Origin of the sequence: uncultured Dialister sp. (assembly GCA_900314595.1) — a bacterium.
Classification (GTDB): Bacteria; Bacillota; Negativicutes; order Veillonellales; family Dialisteraceae; genus Dialister.
The window spans coordinates 1-17,287 of sequence record OMVW01000034.1 but is presented as its reverse complement, the minus strand read 5'-3'; the positions used below and the strand labels follow the sequence as shown (position 1 = coordinate 17,287).

At 51.4% G+C, this 17,287-nt stretch carries 17 protein-coding genes; 7 read left to right on the top strand and 10 right to left on the bottom strand.

Features of this window, described 5'->3' with window-relative positions; all coding sequences use genetic code 11:
* Positions 1–497 precede the first annotated feature (497 nt).
* Positions 498–1,427, bottom strand: a complete 930-nt coding sequence (locus tag QZN42_RS08100) for a DUF1848 domain-containing protein (RefSeq protein ID WP_296956349.1) — start codon at positions 1,425–1,427, stop codon at positions 498–500.
* Between the two features lie 72 nt (positions 1,428–1,499).
* Here QZN42_RS08100 and QZN42_RS08095 point away from each other — a divergent pair, with 72 nt between their 5' ends.
* Positions 1,500–2,609, top strand: coding sequence for a M48 family metallopeptidase (locus QZN42_RS08095; RefSeq protein WP_296956347.1), 1,110 nt, complete (start codon positions 1,500–1,502; stop codon positions 2,607–2,609).
* Between the two features lie 164 nt (positions 2,610–2,773).
* On the opposite strand, the gene QZN42_RS08090 is transcribed toward QZN42_RS08095, so the two are convergent.
* The 3 genes from QZN42_RS08090 to QZN42_RS08080 all read right to left on the bottom strand — a co-directional run bounded on the left by QZN42_RS08090 (position 2,774) and on the right by QZN42_RS08080 (position 6,494).
* Complete coding sequence (locus QZN42_RS08090; protein WP_296956343.1) at positions 2,774–4,063, bottom strand: DUF445 family protein; 1,290 nt, start codon at positions 4,061–4,063, stop codon at positions 2,774–2,776.
* Positions 4,060–5,274 (bottom strand): DUF445 family protein, encoded by a 1,215-nt coding sequence (locus QZN42_RS08085; protein WP_296956340.1) that lies wholly within the window; start codon positions 5,272–5,274, stop codon positions 4,060–4,062. Before QZN42_RS08085 ends, QZN42_RS08090 begins: the two co-directional genes overlap by 4 nt.
* Positions 5,275–5,483: 209 nt before the next feature.
* Complete coding sequence (locus QZN42_RS08080; protein ID WP_296956338.1) at positions 5,484–6,494, bottom strand: YafY family protein; 1,011 nt, start codon at positions 6,492–6,494, stop codon at positions 5,484–5,486.
* Between the two features lie 367 nt (positions 6,495–6,861).
* Here QZN42_RS08080 and QZN42_RS08075 point away from each other — a divergent pair, with 367 nt between their 5' ends.
* Together QZN42_RS08075 and ssb are read left to right on the top strand one after the other, a co-directional pair.
* Positions 6,862–7,602 carry an RNase H family protein gene (locus tag QZN42_RS08075; protein WP_296956334.1) on the top strand — a complete coding sequence of 247 codons (741 nt, stop codon included), beginning with the start codon at positions 6,862–6,864 and terminating at the stop codon, positions 7,600–7,602.
* 10 nt (positions 7,603–7,612) lie between these two features.
* Positions 7,613–8,095, top strand: a complete 483-nt coding sequence (gene ssb, locus QZN42_RS08070; protein WP_296956332.1) for a single-stranded DNA-binding protein — start codon at positions 7,613–7,615, stop codon at positions 8,093–8,095.
* An 857-nt stretch (positions 8,096–8,952) separates the two neighbouring features.
* On the opposite strand, the gene QZN42_RS08065 is transcribed toward ssb, so the two are convergent.
* Both QZN42_RS08065 and QZN42_RS08060 read right to left on the bottom strand, forming a co-directional pair.
* Complete coding sequence (locus QZN42_RS08065) at positions 8,953–9,495, bottom strand: nitroreductase family protein (protein WP_296956328.1); 543 nt, start codon at positions 9,493–9,495, stop codon at positions 8,953–8,955.
* A 59-nt stretch (positions 9,496–9,554) separates the two neighbouring features.
* Positions 9,555–10,403, bottom strand: a complete 849-nt coding sequence (locus tag QZN42_RS08060) for a carcinine hydrolase/isopenicillin-N N-acyltransferase family protein (RefSeq protein WP_296956325.1) — start codon at positions 10,401–10,403, stop codon at positions 9,555–9,557.
* A 63-nt stretch (positions 10,404–10,466) separates the two neighbouring features.
* On the opposite strand from QZN42_RS08060, the gene nudC reads away from it, so the two are divergent.
* On the top strand, positions 10,467–11,300 hold the full coding sequence (gene nudC, locus QZN42_RS08055) for an NAD(+) diphosphatase (RefSeq protein ID WP_296956322.1): 834 nt from the start codon (positions 10,467–10,469) through the stop codon (positions 11,298–11,300).
* A gap of 657 nt (positions 11,301–11,957) precedes the next feature.
* Here the strand turns inward: nudC and QZN42_RS08050 are convergent.
* The 4 genes from QZN42_RS08050 to QZN42_RS08035 form a co-directional block, all read right to left on the bottom strand.
* On the bottom strand, positions 11,958–12,224 hold the full coding sequence (locus QZN42_RS08050; RefSeq protein WP_296956319.1) for a TIGR03905 family TSCPD domain-containing protein: 267 nt from the start codon (positions 12,222–12,224) through the stop codon (positions 11,958–11,960).
* A 16-nt stretch (positions 12,225–12,240) separates the two neighbouring features.
* Positions 12,241–12,846, bottom strand: coding sequence for a hypothetical protein (locus QZN42_RS08045; protein ID WP_296956316.1), 606 nt, complete (start codon positions 12,844–12,846; stop codon positions 12,241–12,243).
* A 24-nt stretch (positions 12,847–12,870) separates the two neighbouring features.
* Positions 12,871–13,200 (bottom strand): hypothetical protein, encoded by a 330-nt coding sequence (locus tag QZN42_RS08040; protein ID WP_296956313.1) that lies wholly within the window; start codon positions 13,198–13,200, stop codon positions 12,871–12,873.
* Between the two features lie 132 nt (positions 13,201–13,332).
* Positions 13,333–14,427, bottom strand: coding sequence for a PLP-dependent aminotransferase family protein (locus QZN42_RS08035; protein ID WP_296956310.1), 1,095 nt, complete (start codon positions 14,425–14,427; stop codon positions 13,333–13,335).
* Between the two features lie 174 nt (positions 14,428–14,601).
* Here QZN42_RS08035 and pdxS point away from each other — a divergent pair, with 174 nt between their 5' ends.
* The 3 genes from pdxS to QZN42_RS08020 all read left to right on the top strand — a co-directional run bounded on the left by pdxS (position 14,602) and on the right by QZN42_RS08020 (position 16,913).
* Complete coding sequence (pdxS, locus tag QZN42_RS08030) at positions 14,602–15,480, top strand: pyridoxal 5'-phosphate synthase lyase subunit PdxS (RefSeq protein WP_296956351.1); 879 nt, start codon at positions 14,602–14,604, stop codon at positions 15,478–15,480.
* The gene (gene pdxT, locus QZN42_RS08025; protein WP_296956304.1) at positions 15,481–16,056 is read left to right on the top strand and encodes a pyridoxal 5'-phosphate synthase glutaminase subunit PdxT; all 576 of its coding nucleotides are present in this window, start codon (positions 15,481–15,483) and stop codon (positions 16,054–16,056) included.
* A gap of 323 nt (positions 16,057–16,379) precedes the next feature.
* Positions 16,380–16,913 carry an ECF transporter S component gene (locus QZN42_RS08020; protein WP_296956302.1) on the top strand — a complete coding sequence of 178 codons (534 nt, stop codon included), beginning with the start codon at positions 16,380–16,382 and terminating at the stop codon, positions 16,911–16,913.
* Positions 16,914–17,287 lie beyond the last annotated feature (374 nt).

Here is a 17,287-nt window from a genome sequence, read left to right as displayed (position 1 = left end):
GACATGCCCCGATAGATTCTTTTTCGAGATTTCGGGGCGGTCGGGATGATCGGGGTGATCGGGAAGGTGGCGCTGCTGAGGCAGCGCCGATTTTTTTATGGGGATTTTGCACAGGCGGGTTGAAAGACCGTTGGAGAACCCACCCGCCTTCACTTCGTTCAGGCACCCTCCCAACTCCTGGGAGGGCCTGGACGATAGCGACTTGAAAGGAAGTAGACGATATTGATGAGATTCTTTCGATCGGATTTCTGACATCCAAAGGAGAACGCTGCGCTCACTCCGCTCTCCGCGCGGGGCTGGGAATACACACTCTCCCTCGTGCAGAGGTTCACGTCTCCGTGGGGCCAGGAATACAGGTCCAAGCCGTCCAAGTAGAGCCACCGCCTGCGTACAACCACTTTCAGCACATTTGAGGGCCAAAGGCCTCATATATATTTGCCGCTTCCAAATTTTAAACCGGCCACCACCCCTTTCCCCTTACCTCTTTCCCCTTTGTTTTAGAAGAGGCTCACTTCCCGTTCGATCCAGCTTTCTTCTTCTGCTCTTGTCACGATGTCTCCTTCTTCACTGTTTCCGATGAGGAAGGAGGAGTGGTCGTCGTGGCGTTTCCAGTTTTCTTCCACCAGTTTCCGGTCGTAGTTGGCATAGCAGTAGCGGCAGCCGTGGAGGCAGGAGTTATAGGCGCCCAGGTCGTGGCCCAGGAGGCAGGAGCAGCCTTCTCTGGCTTCCATGTTCGCGCTTTTAGGGACGCTCAGTCTTTCACCGATGGCTTTTTCGATGCGTTCTTTCGTAAAGCAGCCGTCCACGTGGACACCCACCCTGGCAAGGCCGGGGTCTTCGTGGCAGGAGACGATTTCCATGCCGTATTTCTTCCCTATGGAAACAAAAGCGGCGGCCAGGCGGTACTGGCAGGTATGGGGGACGCGGCTGACTTCGGGAAAGTTTCTGTGGATTTTGCTGTATAGGTCGATGAAGCTGATAATGACTGTCCCGGTGCTTCCTTCCAATGCCGAGGCCATATGGTCGAAGGCATGGAGATGGAAATCGAAATCGTATTTTTCTGAAATAAATATGGGATCATAGCGCCAGGTGAGCGCATTTCTACCGACTTTTCCGGAGAGTTTCCGGAAAGACCGGATGATTTCTTCCTTTGGCGGGACATTCGGTTCTATTTCCTTTCCGTAGGGGGTAATGGTGACGTGCCAGACCTGGCGGAAGGGAATCTTATCTATATATGGAAGGAGTGGCAGCGGATTTTTCGTGCAGAAGCAGAGGGCATCCACTTTGGCCGGGTCCAGTTCGTACCTGGTCACCTGCAGGGGATTGAAGGGATTCCTCACCATGACGAAGCCTTCTTTCAGGCGATTCAGGAACCACCGGCTGTAGAAGGCAGGGATATCCGTGCGCTGTCCGGTATTGATAATCATAAATTTCTCCTTTCTATTTATTTTATTATAAGAGATGGAGTAAAATAGAGATAGATTCAAGCAAGGAGGATTATGATGAACAGAAAATTAAAACTCGCCATGACTGCTTCTATACTGGGCCTGTGCCTCGGCCTTCCGATGGCTTCGCCTGTTACGGTGGAAGCTTCTGCCGACTGGGGCTCCATTATTGGCGCCGTAGTAGGCGGCGCTTCTGCATACAAACAGATCGACAAGCAGATGGACTATGTAAACAACACGGAAGAAGGCCGGCAGGAATATTTCGCCAAGATGAAGGAGGAGCAGGGCGTATCTGATAACGCCTATTACAATGGAATGCTGGATGAGATCATGACGAATCTCACAAACGGCATTGCCGCATCTGACCCGTCCATCAAGGATAAACCATTCCTCTATTTCCTCAATGCCGATACCTCTTTCAATGCGGCCTGCGGCCTTGGCCACTGCATGACTGTCAATATCGGTCTTTTCAGCATTTCCGAAAATACGGACGAAGTGGCTTTCGTGCTGGGTCATGAAATGGGACACGGCATGAAGGATCATGTGGTAAAGGGGACAAGGAAGAAACTCAATACGATTATCGGCGCCCAGATTGCAGCCGGTGCCCTGGGCGGAGGGGAACTCGCCAATATCGCCATGAGCGCCATGGTCGGCCAGATCAATAATGTACAGATCACGAAGAAAAATGAATGGGAAGCCGATAATCTTTCCTTCGATTACTGCTATGCAGCCGGTTATAATCCGGGCGCCGGGGCAGCCCTCTGGCAGCGCATCTTCGAAAAGCAGGGCGAATTCAAAAACAGCCTGGCCGGTGAAATTTTCTCACCCAATGACCACCCGGGCAACGAGGAACGCAGGGACAATTATGAAAAGAAGCTGGTCGCCCTTTCCGGCAAGCATGTATCCATCAAGAAAAACAGCGATATGGTGCAGGTGAACGGCAAAGATTTCGTAGCGCCTGCCGCTATTTCTTCCATGTCAGGCGCAGAGAGGAAATATTTCCTCATGGGCAACCTGGCTGCCGCTTACAATCATGGCCAGGATAAGCTGAGCGCCACCGCTTCGGACGGCACGGTCTATCTGGGAAATCAGGCCATCATCACCCCTACCGGTGACGATCCCTCCGCAGCTGAGCTGGCAAAGAGGCTGAATGAAATCAAATGAGGCAGTTTTTAGTTTTTAGCAGCTAGCAGTTAGTTTTAGTGAAAAAGTCCGTTTCCATTGTGGAATCGGACTTTTTTGATGAATACAGAAATAAAAGTGCGGTGCCCATGTTCGACGCCGCACTTTTGCTGCTCCTCTAACTTCTAACGGGTAACCACTAACGGCTACATCAAAGATTTTACGAGAGGCACATATACGAAAGTAATAAACATATACAGTATGCCTCCGGCTGCGAGACCCACGATAGCCCCGTTGATGCGGATGCTTTCCAGTTCATGGTGTACCCTGGATTCGATGAATTCATTGAGCTCTTCTTCGCTTTTGCGGGAGAGTTCTTTTTTGATGGTCTCTGCCAGGAAACCATGCTCATAGGTGACGATATCAGAGAGAAGGCCCCGGGCGCTTTCATCCATGGCCCGGCGGAGGTCTTTTTCTTTTTCCAGTTTTTCAAAGGTAAGAGCCATGGCTTTGGCTGCCTGCGGCACGAGGCGGGTCGCAAAGCGGTCTCCCTCCACCCAGTTTTTCCGAAAAAGAGCCAGCGCTTCTTCCGTTTTCTGCTGCACCGGAATTTCTTTCAGAAGGGACAGGCAGAAATCGTGAATTCCCGTTTCTGCCGGGGAGGAGTCCAGAAAAGCACGGACCATTTCACCCCAGCGGTCAGAGAGGAGCTGATGGAAAGGATTCTCCGGGTCTTTCCAGGTCTTCAGTTCTTCACGGAAGGCGCCGGTCAGGGAATCGGCCATGACTTCATAATCGATGACGGAACCGCTTCCAGCCATAAGTTTATAGGCGAGGCGCTCGAAGAAGCTGAGTTTTTCCGCTTCTTTCTCCCCCGCCTCCCGGAGGAACCGGGAAAGGGCTCTCTTCGTTTCTTCTTCGGCCAGTTTATTTTCCAGCGATGAAATCAGTTTATCCAGCCAGATGGACCGGGCCGCTTCAGTTTCCAGACGGTCCCTTACAGAGGCGGAAAATTTTCCGCCCAGACTGTAGAGGCTTTTTTCCACAAAGGAAGGCATTTCTTTTTCATGTTTTTTTAGAAATAGAAGGAAGAGCCGCGCCCCTTCGAAAGCCATATCGTTTTCAAGGATTTTCCTTCTTTCACTGCCTTCCGGATAGCTCCGGAAAAAGAGATCCGTCACCGAAAGGGAGCCCAGGGTCTGGAGGATTTTTTCACGGGGAAGAAGGCTGTGGTTCACGTCTCCCAGACTTTCGATGATCCGGCGGCGGTTTTTCGGCACCAGCGGCCGGTAAGGCAGGTGGAGGCGCCGTCGGAAGAGGGCTTCCACGGCTACCCAGTCGGCGCAGCAGCCGATGAAGCAGGACTGGGTGAGGAAGTAAAGGATGGCCACCCACTTTTCATTGCCTTCCGGCGTAAAGTAGTAGAGCACGAAGAAAACAGCAAAGAGGATAAAGGAAATCAGGAAGATGGTATTGGCCGTTCTGTATCTTTTCATAGCGCACCTCCTGCCAGGGAGAAGAGGAAGAAAAGAAAGCCCAGAAGCGCGCCAAAGAAGGAACCGTTCAGCCGGATCACCGCCACGTCCTCCGAGACTCCCTCTTCCGCAAGCTTTGCCAGCTGCCTTCCGTCATAGGCGGCCAGCGTCTTCTCCACGGCCCTGTCCATTTCCTCATGAATGAAATCCATATGGGAGAGCACCTGATGAATGATGAACGCATCGAAGTCCCGGCGCAGTTCCGCCTGCCGCAGACTTTTATCCACCATGGCCAGCATGGCTTTCGCCATCTTTTGAGCCATGGTTTCTTTATGATCGTCCCAGAGACGGAGGATTCTTTCCGTGCCGCCGGAGGAAAGAAAGCGTTCCACCCGCTCTCCGATGAAATCATTCACTTTTTTCCGTGCATCTTCATCCTTTTCCAGCTTTTCCTGCCAGCGGTCGTATTCTTCCCCGATCCGCTTCGAAAGAAGGCTGTCCGGATTTCCGATGGAAACAGCGGTTTCCCTTATTTTCTGCCGGATCAGGGAAATGACGAATTCATCCTTCTTTTCCAGCACCGACCGGGCGATGAAGCCAAACCATTTTCTGTCCCTGTACCTTTTCCAGGCATCCAGATAGATCGTCCGTATTTCCTCTTCGGTCAGTTCATCTTCCAGAAACGATTCCACCTCCGCGGCCAGAGAGGCGGATATTTCCTTCTTTCCCGGATAGGCGGAGTACGATTTCATCACATGGGCGATCAAACCTGCCCAGTCCATATGAAGGGCGCCCTTCCCCGCCCATTCTTCCAGAAGGGAGGTCAGCCAATTCCTGTCCACCGATTCCACGGCAATGAGGGAAAGGGCCGCAAGAAGCCGGGCCACGCCGGGCCTGTGATAAAAGAGCCAGCTCTGCACCACTGCCGCCGGTTCATGGGTGACGAGAAGCCGGCGGAAGGCAGAGGGTCCCAGCACTTCCTTCACCATATCCTTTGCCAGAAGGACGATTTCATCCCTTTTACCGGCGATAAGATCGGTGCGTGTGGAAATACCGAAAGGTTTCCTGAAAAGGGACGTCACCCCAAACCAGTCCGCCATGCCGCCCACCGCTGCCGCAAAGGACAGGTGAAATAGCCCGTCCCCGGGGAGCGCATCCCGGAAAGGCGCCGAGGCCAGGGCTGCGGCCAGGGATACACCCAGCACCGCATCGGCCCATTCTTTATGATTCATAGGACTCACATCCTTTTGAGCGATATATAGTCAACAGGTGACGAAAGTGAAAAGTGGCAAGTGATAAGTGAATGTGGCGCCTTGAAATATAAAGGCACCTTTTTATATGGAAATAAAGTTCATTAGCTGCCGGCCATTAACCATTAGCCGTAGACATCACCAACGATTCTAATCACTAACTACTACCTGCTAACGGCTGACTGCTTCCCCTATTTCTTCTTCCCCATTTCCACGATTTTCTCCGCTTCTTCGATCCATTTCCTGCGGAGGCTTTCGGGCCGGAGCACTTCCACCTTGCTGCCCTGGGAAAGGAGCCACATGAGGATTCCGTCTCCCTGAATCATATCGGTAATGAGGTAGCCTCCCCCCTGATTCACTTCCGCTCTGGCTGTGGGCAGGCGGTCCAGCACCGCTTCCAGCGACGGACCGGTATAAATGAACTGCACCTGCTGCATATCTCCGCGGTACATGAACTGGATGCTGTTCTTGAACGCCCCTTCTCTCAGCCGCTTGCTGTAGGCCACGTCAAATCCTTCGCCCGTATCTTCGATGTGTTTCATCCGGTCCACCCGGTAGATGCGGGTATTCTCTTCCCCGGAATCCTCCGCTTCTACAGAAGAGGCGATGACGTAGAAATAATATTCTGAAAAGACCATGCCTTCCGGCTTCACTTCCCTCGGCGTTTCTTTTGCAGCACCGATGCCCTTGTAGAGGAAACGGAGGATATGATGGTTGTTGATGGCTCCCGTAATTTTCCAGAGTTCTTCCATATCCGGCTCTTCATGCTTCGGGTCCCTGTAGTCGAAAAGTTCGTGATTCATATATTTCCTCACATCCTCCTGACCTGTCTGGCAGACCGCTGTCTGGAGGAGGCGGCTTAAGAGCGATTCCAGTTCCTTCTTGTGAAATGCGCGGCTGGCGATGAGGATTTTTCCCACGCCCAGAAGCTCGCCGGGGGAAATCATGGAATTCTCCAGATTTTCGATGCGGTATACCTTTTTGTCCCGGTCGTAAATAAGCTGCTGCCGAAGGCCTGTCTCCATATTCTTCTTTTCCAGATGACGCCTGATATCTACGAAATACCGGCTCACCGTGCGGGTGTGGGTATTGAATTTCTCCGCCACCTCCGCTTTTTTCAGCACGCCTCCCCGGGAGAGGATATCCCAGAGGTCCATCATGTGCTCCGTCTTCAGATCATCTTTTTCCCTGTCTTCTTTCATGGCTGCGCCGCCTTTCATTAAAATCTTACCTTTATTATAGCAGACTGTGACCATATCTGTCCCAGTGAAGGAGGAAATGGTATTTCAAAAATTTTTTAAAAAATTTTTCCAAAAGTATCCCCATAAACCGGAAGATATCCCCATATTTATAGTGAAAGGGCGAGAAGGAGGCGCCCCGGGACAAAAGCCGTTTTGCACGGTGGTTAAACTGATGATTGGTAGAGATTATGTGATGACGAAAGCCCGAAAAGGGCCTGGACTGTAAGAGGAAGGGGCAAGTCCCCGGAGCTGGGTGCATACAGTTTGACTGCAATGCAAAGCGGCTTTTCTCTTTCCATCCAGTGGGGAAACCCGAAAGGAGAACATTATGGAAAGAAATGAAATGGCAGTAAAAGGAATGAATGGAAATAAATCTTTCGGCAGGGAATTTGTGAACGAGAGCTTCCACACCGGAAATCCGGCAGGAACGAGGAGCTCCGGAAACGTCCCCTCTGCCGCAGGCAGCTTCAAGACTTTCACAAAAGGAAAGGCCGATTTCAGGAAATCTGTCTCCCGGAAGAGCAAAGTACCACCGGTACCGGCTCATGTGAAACTTCTGGACAAAGCTTACGCGGAAAAGATGCCGGAAAAGCCCACCATCTGCATCCACAGCTGCGTCGATGAAAATGGTGAACGCACCGGTGCCTACACGGCAGTCATCCTTGATGAAAAAGGGAGTTATGTAGCCGCTATTTCCGGAGGCCAGGTCCGTACCACCATGAACAGAATGTACCTCATGGGCCTCATGGAAGCGCTGAAGGTCATTGAAAAAGTGGGCGGAGCAAAAACGGTCTGCATCGATACCGATGAAGATTACGTGAAATCCGGCGTCCGCTACCGCTGGTTCCGCCGCTGGGATGAAAACGGCTGGAAAACCACCAAAGGCAGCAGCGTGAAAAACATTGACCTCTGGCGGGCCGTTTCCGATCTTTTTGGAAAAGACACCTTCAGATACTTCGTGCCGAACCATGGGCGGATGGGAAAAGATTTCATCAACCGCTGCGACATCTATGCCAGAGCCGCCATGCCCCGCATCATGAGCAGCCGGGAAAACTGGGAAGCCATGTAAGGAGGTCAAAATGAATCAGGTAGAAATCGTGGGCAATCTCACAAAAGACCCGGTAGTCAAAGCCACCAGCGGCGGAAAAGTCATGGCCCGCTTCTCCGTAGCCGTGGACCGCTCCTACGTAACAAACGGAGGGGAATCAAAAACCCTCACCGACTTCATCAACGTAGTGGCCTGGGGCCCTACGGCAGAAGCCGCAGGAAATTATTTAAAGAAAGGAAGCCGGATATTCGTCCTGGGACGGTACACCAGCCGAGCCTGGGATACACCCGAAGGAGTCAGGAAATACATCACCGAAGTGAATACGAATTTCATCGCCTGCCCCCTGGGCAGCTGGGAATGGAAAAAGAAAGAGACCGCTCCTTCCCCCTCGGCAGGACAGAGGGAAATCACCGGCGGAAGAGAATCCTCTTTCCGGGGAGGAAACTTCGGCGGATTCCCCCAGAGCCCCGGCAGCATGAACCCCTTCGACGATAATCCATTCATACAGAGATAGAACTTGCTTGCTATATCAGAAATAGAACAAAAAAAGGAAAGCCTCCAGGGGCTTTCCTTTTGATTTGAAATCAGACACAGGAAAGGAAACAGATTCCTTCGCCAGCAGCAACTGAAAAATTCTGCAAAAATGGATTCATTCCCCCGCCTTACATCCTTCCGGGGCCGGAGGATGAATTTTTCTTCCCTGAAAAATGGCCCGCCTCGAAATCCAGGGGGGCCATTCCTCTCAAACCACGAGCCCCGATTCCTCGAAATAAATGCAAAAGAAATCCCGCGGTTTGCCAAAGTCCGAACCTCATGAGCCTCAACCCATAGTAAAAACCACATTCCTCGGTAAAGCGCCTTTCATCCCCGCCTGTGCAAATTCCCCATCAAAAATCGCGGCGCATCAGCGCCGCCTCCTTCCCTTTCCCCTTACCCCTTATCCCTTTTCCCCGCTTTGCGTTCCGCCTGTGCAAAGTCCCAATAAAAAAGGTACTGCATCAGCCCCCTGAGTTCCCGAAACGAATATAAAAAAGATATCTGGATCGCGAAGTCCGAACATCTTATAAGTCTCAACCCATAGTAAATACCACATCCCTCAATAAAGCGCTTTTCATCCCCGCCTGTGCAAAATCCCCATCAAAACTCGCGGCGCATCAGCGCCGCCTCCTTCCCTTTCCCCTTACCCCTTTTCCCTTTCCCCTGCTTCTCGCTCCGCCTGTGCAAAGCCCCAATAAAAAAATGTGCCGCACAAGCGGCACACCTTCACGAACCACGAATCACGAAATCTCGAATAAGACTCGAGCGGGGCTTGCCGTGTTGGGGCTAACTCACGAATACCATAACTGACTCAAATCATAAATCTGAAAAATGTCACTTAAAACAAAGCACTTCGGAGAGCGGTTTTCTCTCGTTAGCCGCCGGAATGACTTCCGGATGGCCGATGGCAATGAGGGCCGATACGTCATAATTTTCAGGAAGGTCAAGGATTTCCTTCACCTTTTCTTCATCGTATCTTCCCATGATGAGGGTGCCCAGTTCGAGAGCATTGGCTGCCAGGCAGAAATGAGCGGCTGCCACTCCGGCATCGAAGGACTGCCAGTGGGTGCCCTTGGCAGTGGAAAATTTTCCGTCCGGTTCATAACCGGAAAGGCCCTTCACCATGCAGAGCGCCACGAGTGCCGGTGCGGCATGGATATTTTCCGTATTCCAGGGGAATTTCTTCGTCGCTTCGTCGGCCAGGCGGTTCTTCAGATCCTGATCAAGAATGGCCACATAGCGGACCGGCTGGGTATTTTCCCAGCAGGAAGCCATCTGCGCCATTTCCACCACATTTTCGATATCTGTCTGCGTCAGGGCCTCTGCCGTGTATTCACGAATGCTTCTTCTTGAAATGAGGCAAGTAATTGCGTCCATAAAGTCCTCCCATTTTACAATGTATTTCCTTTATTTTAACACAGGTTCTTCAGAACCGCTCATTTTTCCGGCGGAAATAAATCTTTCCCTTCCAGTTCGTACACGTCTTCATGGCCCCCGTCCCAGGGATTGTAGCGGACTTTCACGTAAATATCGGGAAGGGCATCTTCATGGAGCCACACGCCGAAAGTGGCCAGGGTCTCCACCTTTCCGCCCTGCCGCCAGATGCTGTCATCAGGTCCTCCGCTTCTGTCTTCACCAAAAGCCGTAAGGTCCCAGAGCGTCCAGGGCGCATGGTCCTCTGAAAGAAGCTCTTCTATGCGGGAAAGCCTTTTCGTCGTGGTGGGGCGCACCTTCCTGTTGAGCGCACCGAAGTCAGGTGAAAGGTAATGGTTCGTATGCGCCAGAGTCCCGTTATTCACCCTTTTGATCTGGTAAGCCCCTTCCGCCCCTATTTCCATAGAGACCATGGAACGGGCATCGGCAATCATGAGAAATTCAGGTCCTTTGAAATATTCCGCCTTCTCCAGTGCTTCTTCCACGGTCGCACAGTTTCCAAGGATTTCCCTCAAGGCGCTTTTCTTCGCATGACCCATTTCTTTTCGTTCCTTCTTCGGGATGACGCTGGCGGCTGCGGAAAATACGGCCAGCCCTTTCTCATTCACACCGCCCCGGAGGAACATCTTCTTTTCATCGCCTCCGTAGAGGCCGTAGTAGCGGTACAGCTTTCCTTTGCCATAACGCATCTCCTGGTACTGGGGCCGCCAGTCCCGGTTCTTCACGAGGATCGTCCCACCGCCCTGGACAGGGCTGCCCGAAGCGCCCCAGAGGGTGCAGGCCATAGCGGAAGGAGCGCTGACGGCAAGAGCCAGCGCCAGGGCCAGTGCTTTTTTTCGGAAAGATTTCATATTTCCTCCTTGTAGGTGAGACCATTCTCCAGTACTATATAGAAAAAACGAAAGGATTTTTTTATGATACAGGATATTTTTCCCCACTCTCTCCATAATCATTATAACCCAAAGGCCCTGCCCGATGACAGGAGCCGCATCTTTTATTTCAGGGAAAACAGGATTTTCCTTGAAACCGGCAGTCCCTCCATCCTGCCTTTCTTTAAAGAACTGCCTTCAGAAAAATTCACCTACCTCTTCTCCCTGGATGGGATGTCCTGCTTTCTGGCCGAAAGCAAAAGGAAAATCTTTCCTGAAGGCGAATGGCTGACCCTCCGTAATCTTCGGGATAGAAAAAATCTTCCCAAAGAGGAAATATTTGCCGCCTGGACCGCCGGGCACATTCAGCGATGGATGATGGAAAACCGGTTCTGCGGCTCCTGCGGCCATGAAACGGTGCCATCCCCCACCGAACGGGCCCGCATCTGCCCCCATTGCGGCAGGACCATCTACCCCCGCCTCAATCCGGCCATTATTGCGGCGGTCGTCCGGGAGGACAAACTCCTCCTCACCCATTATGCAAACCGCCCGGGCGCCCATTTTGCCCTCGTTGCAGGCTACACGGAAATCGGGGAAACCATCGAAGAAACAGTCAGACGGGAAGTGATGGAAGAAACAGGCCTTGCCGTCAAAAACCTCAAGTACTACAAATCCCAGCCCTGGGCCACGGCAGCCGATATCCTCTCCGGCTTCTGGTGCGAACTTGATGGCAGCCCGGACATCCGCGTGGATGAAATCGAACTGGACCACGCCTTCTGGTCGAAAAGAGAAGACATCATCCTCCAGAGCGACGACTTCTCCCTCACCAATGAGATGATGACTATTTTCAAAGAAGGGTATAAGCCATTCGGGAAGTAAGTGGTAAGCGGTTAATAAAAAGAGACGATTGTACAGGCAGTCGTCTCTTTTTTCTTTCCGGGAAAAAGGAAAAAACGGATTTCGGACCTGGGATTTCGGATTTCAGGAAGGATATGGTTTGCTTTGCAAACCAATTTTATTTATGGAACCTCCGGCCCGCAAACGAGCTGAAAAGGATGGTTACACAGACGGTGACTCTACACGAGCGACTTGAATCTGTATTCCCTGCCGCACACGGAAAGCGGAGAAAGTACAGCGTTTTCTGACAAACGACATGATTTTGAAAAGGCTTCCCCTGAAGGGGAACGGGAAATACTTTTTTCAACCCCGCCTGTGCACATTCCCCATAAAAAAAGCGTGCCGCATCAGCGGCACACCTCCCCGCACCCCGCATCCCGCACCCCGAAATCTCGAAAAAGAATCTATCGGGGCATGTCGTGTTGAGGCTAATCCCGAATACCGAAACTGCCTCAAGCCGCCTTATCTGACAATTGTCTCCAATAAACCCGCCTGTGCAAATTCCCCATAAAAAAATTGGCGCTGCATAAGCAGCGCCACCTTCCCGCACCCCGGGCCCCGCACCCCGAATTCTCGAATAAGACTCGAGCGGGGCGTGCCGTGGTGAGGCTAAGACCCGAATACCGAATGTGACTCTATTCACAGGCTCTTTCTTGCCGCTAAAATCTCATCCAGCCCCCTTGCCAGCTGGTCGGCGCAGGAGGTGCCTTTACCGGCGCAGTCATTGCCCCGGAGGATATCGGCTGCTTCTTTCGCGTCTCTTCCTTCCAGCAGTCTTCCGATGGCGGAGAGGTTTCCCGGGCAGCCGCCCTGGAATTTCAGGTTATGGATTTTATTTTCATCGTCAAGAGACAAGGTGATTATTCTGGAGCATACGCCTCTTGGGCGGAATTCGTAATCTGTCATTTGTATTTCCTTCTTTCTATATTTCCGACTTTTCCAGAGGAGCGGTCATGAATTCTTTGAGATGGTATTTATAGAGGTGAAGCACGCCGTATACGTACTGCTGCTTTTCCACATAATTATCGTTGGAGTACCAGTCGGCCAGCAGTTTTCCGCCTACAAGGACACTTCCGAAGGGCACGAGGAGCGCCACGCAGAGCATGCCCAGCATCTGCAGGATATCCAGCCTTCTGGGACTCCTAGTGATATCATCCAGCGTACAGAGCGCTTTCAGTTCTTTCAGGAATTCCGCATAGGTTTTCTCATTCTTCAGCACTTTTTTATCAGTCGTGAGGAAAGCATAGGGTCCTTTCCAGCCATACCGGATGCCGTATTTCTCAAATCTGACCGGCAGAGGATGCCCGAAATGTTTTCTCTGGTGAAGAGATCCCAGAAAAAGGACCCGCCCGTCTGACAGGAAAGCGCTCTTATTCAGTTCCCACTGCTCTTCATTCATGGTAACTACCTGGAAATGACCTTCCGCACCGGCCTTTTTCTTCTCGTCCTCCCGGATGAGATGGAGGATTTCATTGGCCAGCCCGGCATCAGGAATTTCCGCTACCACAAAGAGTACCTGCTTCGCCATTTGTCCCTCCTGTATCAGAAACTTTCAGCAGACCCCCGGGAAATAATCCACAAATTCGATGCGGATATCTTCGAAGGAATCCACGAATTTCACGGTGAAATCTTCGCCATAGTCTACAAACTGCCACTCCCCGATATCATGGGGAAAGGAAGAAACCGTCTTCACCTTGAGGTCCGGGAAAGAAGTCACCACCCTGACCTTGATATCCGGGAAGGAGTCCACGATTTTCACCTTGCCCGCAAGGCGGATGTTTTTGAAATAACCATCCTTGTTGATGGGCCCCGCGGCATCTGCGCAGAATCCCCCGAAAGCAAGGAAGAGAACAGACAGGATGAGAAGCACTGCTTTTTTCATGATGACCTCCTTTACGAATACTTTTCCATCTATATTATATTACTTTTTAACCGGTGGTTAAACCAGTTTTTCCCCTGTAGGGATGACAGGGAAATATCTGTAAAAAGAGGAAATAGAAACAGCCTTCTCTCTTTATTTCCTTTTTGCCGACAGTTCCACGCTCTTCAAAGCCGTCCTGCGATGGCGGCGGACCCGGTTGATATGGCGCTCGAACCGGCCGCTTTCGATGAATTCAGCCAGCACCAGCTGGTCAAAGACAGGTACCGTGCAGGTGTAGAAGCCTACTTTTTCCTCATACAGGTCCAGAAGATTTTCAGGCAGCACCAGGTAAGCCGCGCGGAGTGAGGGAGCGATGGTCTTTGTGAAACTGTTCATGTAAATCACCCGCCCTCCCGGGTCCAGGGAAAAGAGGGTATCCTCCGGCTTTGAAAGGAGGGTGAATTCGGAGTCGAAATCATCTTCGATGATCATGCCTTCCCGCTCATAGGCCCAGCGGATGTATTCGGCCCGCTTCGACGCATTGGCCGTGATGCCGGAAGGATAGCTGTTGAAAGGAGTCACATGAAGCACGGAAGCCTTCGTCCGCTCCAGTTCTTCCGTCTCGATGCCTTCCGGTCCCATGGTGAGGAAATCGGTCCTCGCCATATTGGCTTCATAGACTTTCCTGATTTTTTCATAGGAAGGATTCTCCAGGGCATACAGCTTCTCCCGCCCCAGGGCCTGCACATTGAGTCCGTAAAGATATTCCGCCCCGGAACCGATGAAGATCTGCTGCGGCTTGACTTTCATATTTCTGCTGCGGGCAAGATAATCTGCCAGTGCCTTTCGAAGTTCCATCATCCCTTCATGGGGCGAGGGGGAAAGAAGCCTTTCCCCATACATCGACAGGACGGAGCGCATCGTTTTCGCAAAGGCGGAAAATGGAAATAAATCACTTTCCCCCTGCTCCCTCACTTCCACCGCCGCCCTTTCCGGAGGAAGGGCCGGCCGGCTCTTTCCCACGGGATAGGATTCCTTCTCCCTGTAAATGACAAAGCAGCCGCTTCTTTCCCTCATTTCCACATATCCCTCTTCAGAAAGGAGCTCCAGCGCATGCTCTGCCGTAATGACGCTTACCCCGTAATCCTCTGCCAGCTGACGCTTGGAAGGAATTTTTACCCCATAGGAATAGGTGCCATCCGTGATTTTTTCCCGAAGGGAAATATAAAGATTCATGTATGCTTTCATATTTCCTCCATCTGGTTATATTTTTTAATGTGAATCTGGTTATTTCTATATATTCAGATACTCATTATAATTCAGGATATAACAGAAAGCAATGAATTGTCGACAAATATTCTTTCCGTAGAGACCGGTCCTTCCATACATTTTTGATTTCGAAGGAGTCTATCTATGGCAGTTATGAATGAAAAAGAGCAGTATGAACTGAATAAACAGCTGGCCCAGATGCTGAAGGGCGGAGTCATTATGGATGTCACTACGCCGGAGCAGGCGAAGATTGCCGAAGAAGCAGGGGCCGCAGCCGTCATGGCCCTCGAGCGGATACCGGCAGATATCCGGGCAGCCGGCGGTGTATCGCGCATGAGCGATCCGAAGATGATCAAAGGCATCCAGGCAGCCGTTTCCATACCGGTCATGGCCAAATGCCGCATAGGCCATTTCGTGGAAGCCCAGATCCTGCAGGCCATCGATATCGATTACATCGATGAAAGTGAAGTCCTCTCGCCGGCAGACGATGTCTACCACATTGACAAGCGCAAATTCCGCGTACCTTTCGTCTGCGGTGCGAGAGATCTGGGCGAAGCGCTCCGCCGGATCAGTGAAGGGGCCGCCATGATCCGCACGAAAGGGGAACCGGGCACCGGAGATATCGTACAGGCCGTCCGTCATATGAGGAAAATCAATAAAGAAATGGCAGAACTGGCCGCCAAAAGGGAAGATGAAGTGTTTGAAGCAGCCAAAGAACTCCAGGTCCCTTACGATCTTGCCCTGTATGTCCACGACCATAAGAAGCTCCCGGTAGTGAACTTTGCAGCCGGCGGTGTGGCCACTCCGGCCGATGCAGCCCTTATGATGCAGCTGGGCGCAGAAGGCGTATTTGTAGGAAGCGGTATATTTAAATCCGGAAATCCCGCCAAAAGGGCCGCAGCCATCGTAAAAGCGGTGACCAACTATAAAGATCCCGAAATCCTGGCCAGCCTATCCTACGATCTGGGTGAAGCTATGGTAGGCATCAACGAAGAGGAAATCAGACTCCTCATGGCAGAGCGGGGGAAATAAATGAAAATAGGAATCCTTGCTCTTCAGGGAGCTTTTATAGAGCATGAAAAAATGATCGCTTCCCTTGGGGAAGAGCCTCTGGAAATACGAAATGCGAAAGACCTCGTCCCCCTGGACGGGCTGATCCTTCCCGGAGGAGAAAGTACCACCATGAGGAAGCTTCTGAGGGAAGAAAAACTGTATGAGCCGCTGAAAAGGGAAATCGAAGAAGGACTGCCGGTCCTTGCCACCTGCGCGGGAATGATCCTTCTCGCCCGTCATCTTTCCAATGATGACGATCCCTGCTTTGGCACCCTGCCGGTGACGGTGGAAAGAAACGCCTACGGCCGCCAGCTGGGAAGCTTCATCACCACGGCCGAAGTCAAAGGCATCGGTCCCTTCCGCATGAACTTCATCCGCGCTCCCTACGTCACCGCGGCCGACCCATTGGTTGAAATCCTTTCGAAAGTAGAAGGACGCATCGTCGCCGTGCGGTACAAAAACCAGACCGCCCTCGCCTTTCATCCGGAACTGGGAACGGATACCCGCATTCATGAAAAATTTCTGGAACAATGCAGGAAATGGAAGAAAAAATAAATAGTTCGAAATCAGAAATCCCTCCCCGCCGGGAGGGATTTTTGACAGTGAATCGAATCTACGATTCATCGGGCTTTTCAACCCCGCCTGTGCACATTCCCCATTAAAAATTCCGCCGCATCAGCGGCGGCACCTTCCCGACCACCCCGATTCCCCCGATCCCCTCGATTCCCCCGAATCAAAAGTACCCTGTTTTTAAAGTTCTCCTTTCTCTAACACCTTTCCTTCATCTGGTCTTATTTTTTATTTCATTTTTGGTAGTTTTAACAGGGTCAGATTTGTATTATAATTTTTCCCATCAGAAATGAAAAGGAGTCTTTCCTATGGAAGAATATAATGCCGGAAACACATACAACATCCGCTGGCTCACCCTTTCCGGCCTGCTCATGGCACTCAATATCGGTCTTTCTTCTTTCGGCCTGCCGGTGCCCGGCGGCCATCTTTACTTAAACGATATAGTCATCGTGGCAGCGGCGCTTCTCCTCGACCCCATGGGCGCTTTCATCGTGGGAGGCATCGGAGCCTTTCTGGGGGATTTCTTCTTTTATCCCCTGCCCATGTTCGTATCCCTCGTCACTCACGGCCTGCAGGCCCTTGTAATTTCCTACCTTGTCCACTATGAAGGAAAAAACAAAAAAGTGACCACCATCGCCGCCGTGTTTGTGGGCGCATGCATCATGGTCATCGGCTACTCCCTGGGACGCGCTTTCATCTACAGCACTCCCGCTTACGCCTGGGTGAAACTCCCCTACCAGATCCTCCAGGCCCTTCTGGGCGTAGTCTTCGGTCCCTTCCTCGTATGGAAATGGAAGCTCGATGAAGTGGTAAGAGACATAATCGAGGGAAAGAGGATATAAGAGATTTTAGATTTTAGTAGTTAGTTGTCCCGTTAGCCTTTAGTCATTTTGTTCTTCGTTGTTCGTGAAGGTGGTCCGAATCAGATAAGAAGCGGGCCTTTTTATTGTTGCATTTCATCCCGGATGGGGAAATTTTCTATTTATATTTGCGCCGCTTTGCGGCGCCACCTTCCCGATAGTCCCGAAACTAGTCCCGATAATCCCGAAATTCCCGATTCAAAAGTTTTCGTTCCGAAAATTTTTCTTTCATTTAACCCCGGTTATATATAAAAGAAGGGGCTGTACAATAATGAGCAATCATTTTGTACAGCCTTTTTGCATCTCGGCTACCTGAGGTAAAAAGCCCCCCAATGGGCTAAAACATCAAAAAAAGG

Coding starts and splice junctions, on each gene's coding strand:
- QZN42_RS08100 (WP_296956349.1), bottom strand. CDS start 1,427: ATGATTATCAATACCGGACAGCGCACGGATATCCCTGCCTTCTACAGC.
- QZN42_RS08095 (WP_296956347.1), top strand. CDS start 1,500: ATGATGAACAGAAAATTAAAACTCGCCATGACTGCTTCTATACTGGGC.
- QZN42_RS08090 (WP_296956343.1), bottom strand. CDS start 4,063: ATGAAAAGATACAGAACGGCCAATACCATCTTCCTGATTTCCTTTATC.
- QZN42_RS08085 (WP_296956340.1), bottom strand. CDS start 5,274: ATGAATCATAAAGAATGGGCCGATGCGGTGCTGGGTGTATCCCTGGCC.
- QZN42_RS08080 (WP_296956338.1), bottom strand. CDS start 6,494: ATGAAAGAAGACAGGGAAAAAGATGATCTGAAGACGGAGCACATGATG.
- QZN42_RS08075 (WP_296956334.1), top strand. CDS start 6,862: ATGGAAAGAAATGAAATGGCAGTAAAAGGAATGAATGGAAATAAATCT.
- ssb (WP_296956332.1), top strand. CDS start 7,613: ATGAATCAGGTAGAAATCGTGGGCAATCTCACAAAAGACCCGGTAGTC.
- QZN42_RS08065 (WP_296956328.1), bottom strand. CDS start 9,495: ATGGACGCAATTACTTGCCTCATTTCAAGAAGAAGCATTCGTGAATAC.
- QZN42_RS08060 (WP_296956325.1), bottom strand. CDS start 10,403: ATGAAATCTTTCCGAAAAAAAGCACTGGCCCTGGCGCTGGCTCTTGCC.
- nudC (WP_296956322.1), top strand. CDS start 10,467: ATGATACAGGATATTTTTCCCCACTCTCTCCATAATCATTATAACCCA.
- QZN42_RS08050 (WP_296956319.1), bottom strand. CDS start 12,224: ATGACAGATTACGAATTCCGCCCAAGAGGCGTATGCTCCAGAATAATC.
- QZN42_RS08045 (WP_296956316.1), bottom strand. CDS start 12,846: ATGGCGAAGCAGGTACTCTTTGTGGTAGCGGAAATTCCTGATGCCGGG.
- QZN42_RS08040 (WP_296956313.1), bottom strand. CDS start 13,200: ATGAAAAAAGCAGTGCTTCTCATCCTGTCTGTTCTCTTCCTTGCTTTC.
- QZN42_RS08035 (WP_296956310.1), bottom strand. CDS start 14,427: ATGAAAGCATACATGAATCTTTATATTTCCCTTCGGGAAAAAATCACG.
- pdxS (WP_296956351.1), top strand. CDS start 14,602: ATGAATGAAAAAGAGCAGTATGAACTGAATAAACAGCTGGCCCAGATG.
- pdxT (WP_296956304.1), top strand. CDS start 15,481: ATGAAAATAGGAATCCTTGCTCTTCAGGGAGCTTTTATAGAGCATGAA.
- QZN42_RS08020 (WP_296956302.1), top strand. CDS start 16,380: ATGGAAGAATATAATGCCGGAAACACATACAACATCCGCTGGCTCACC.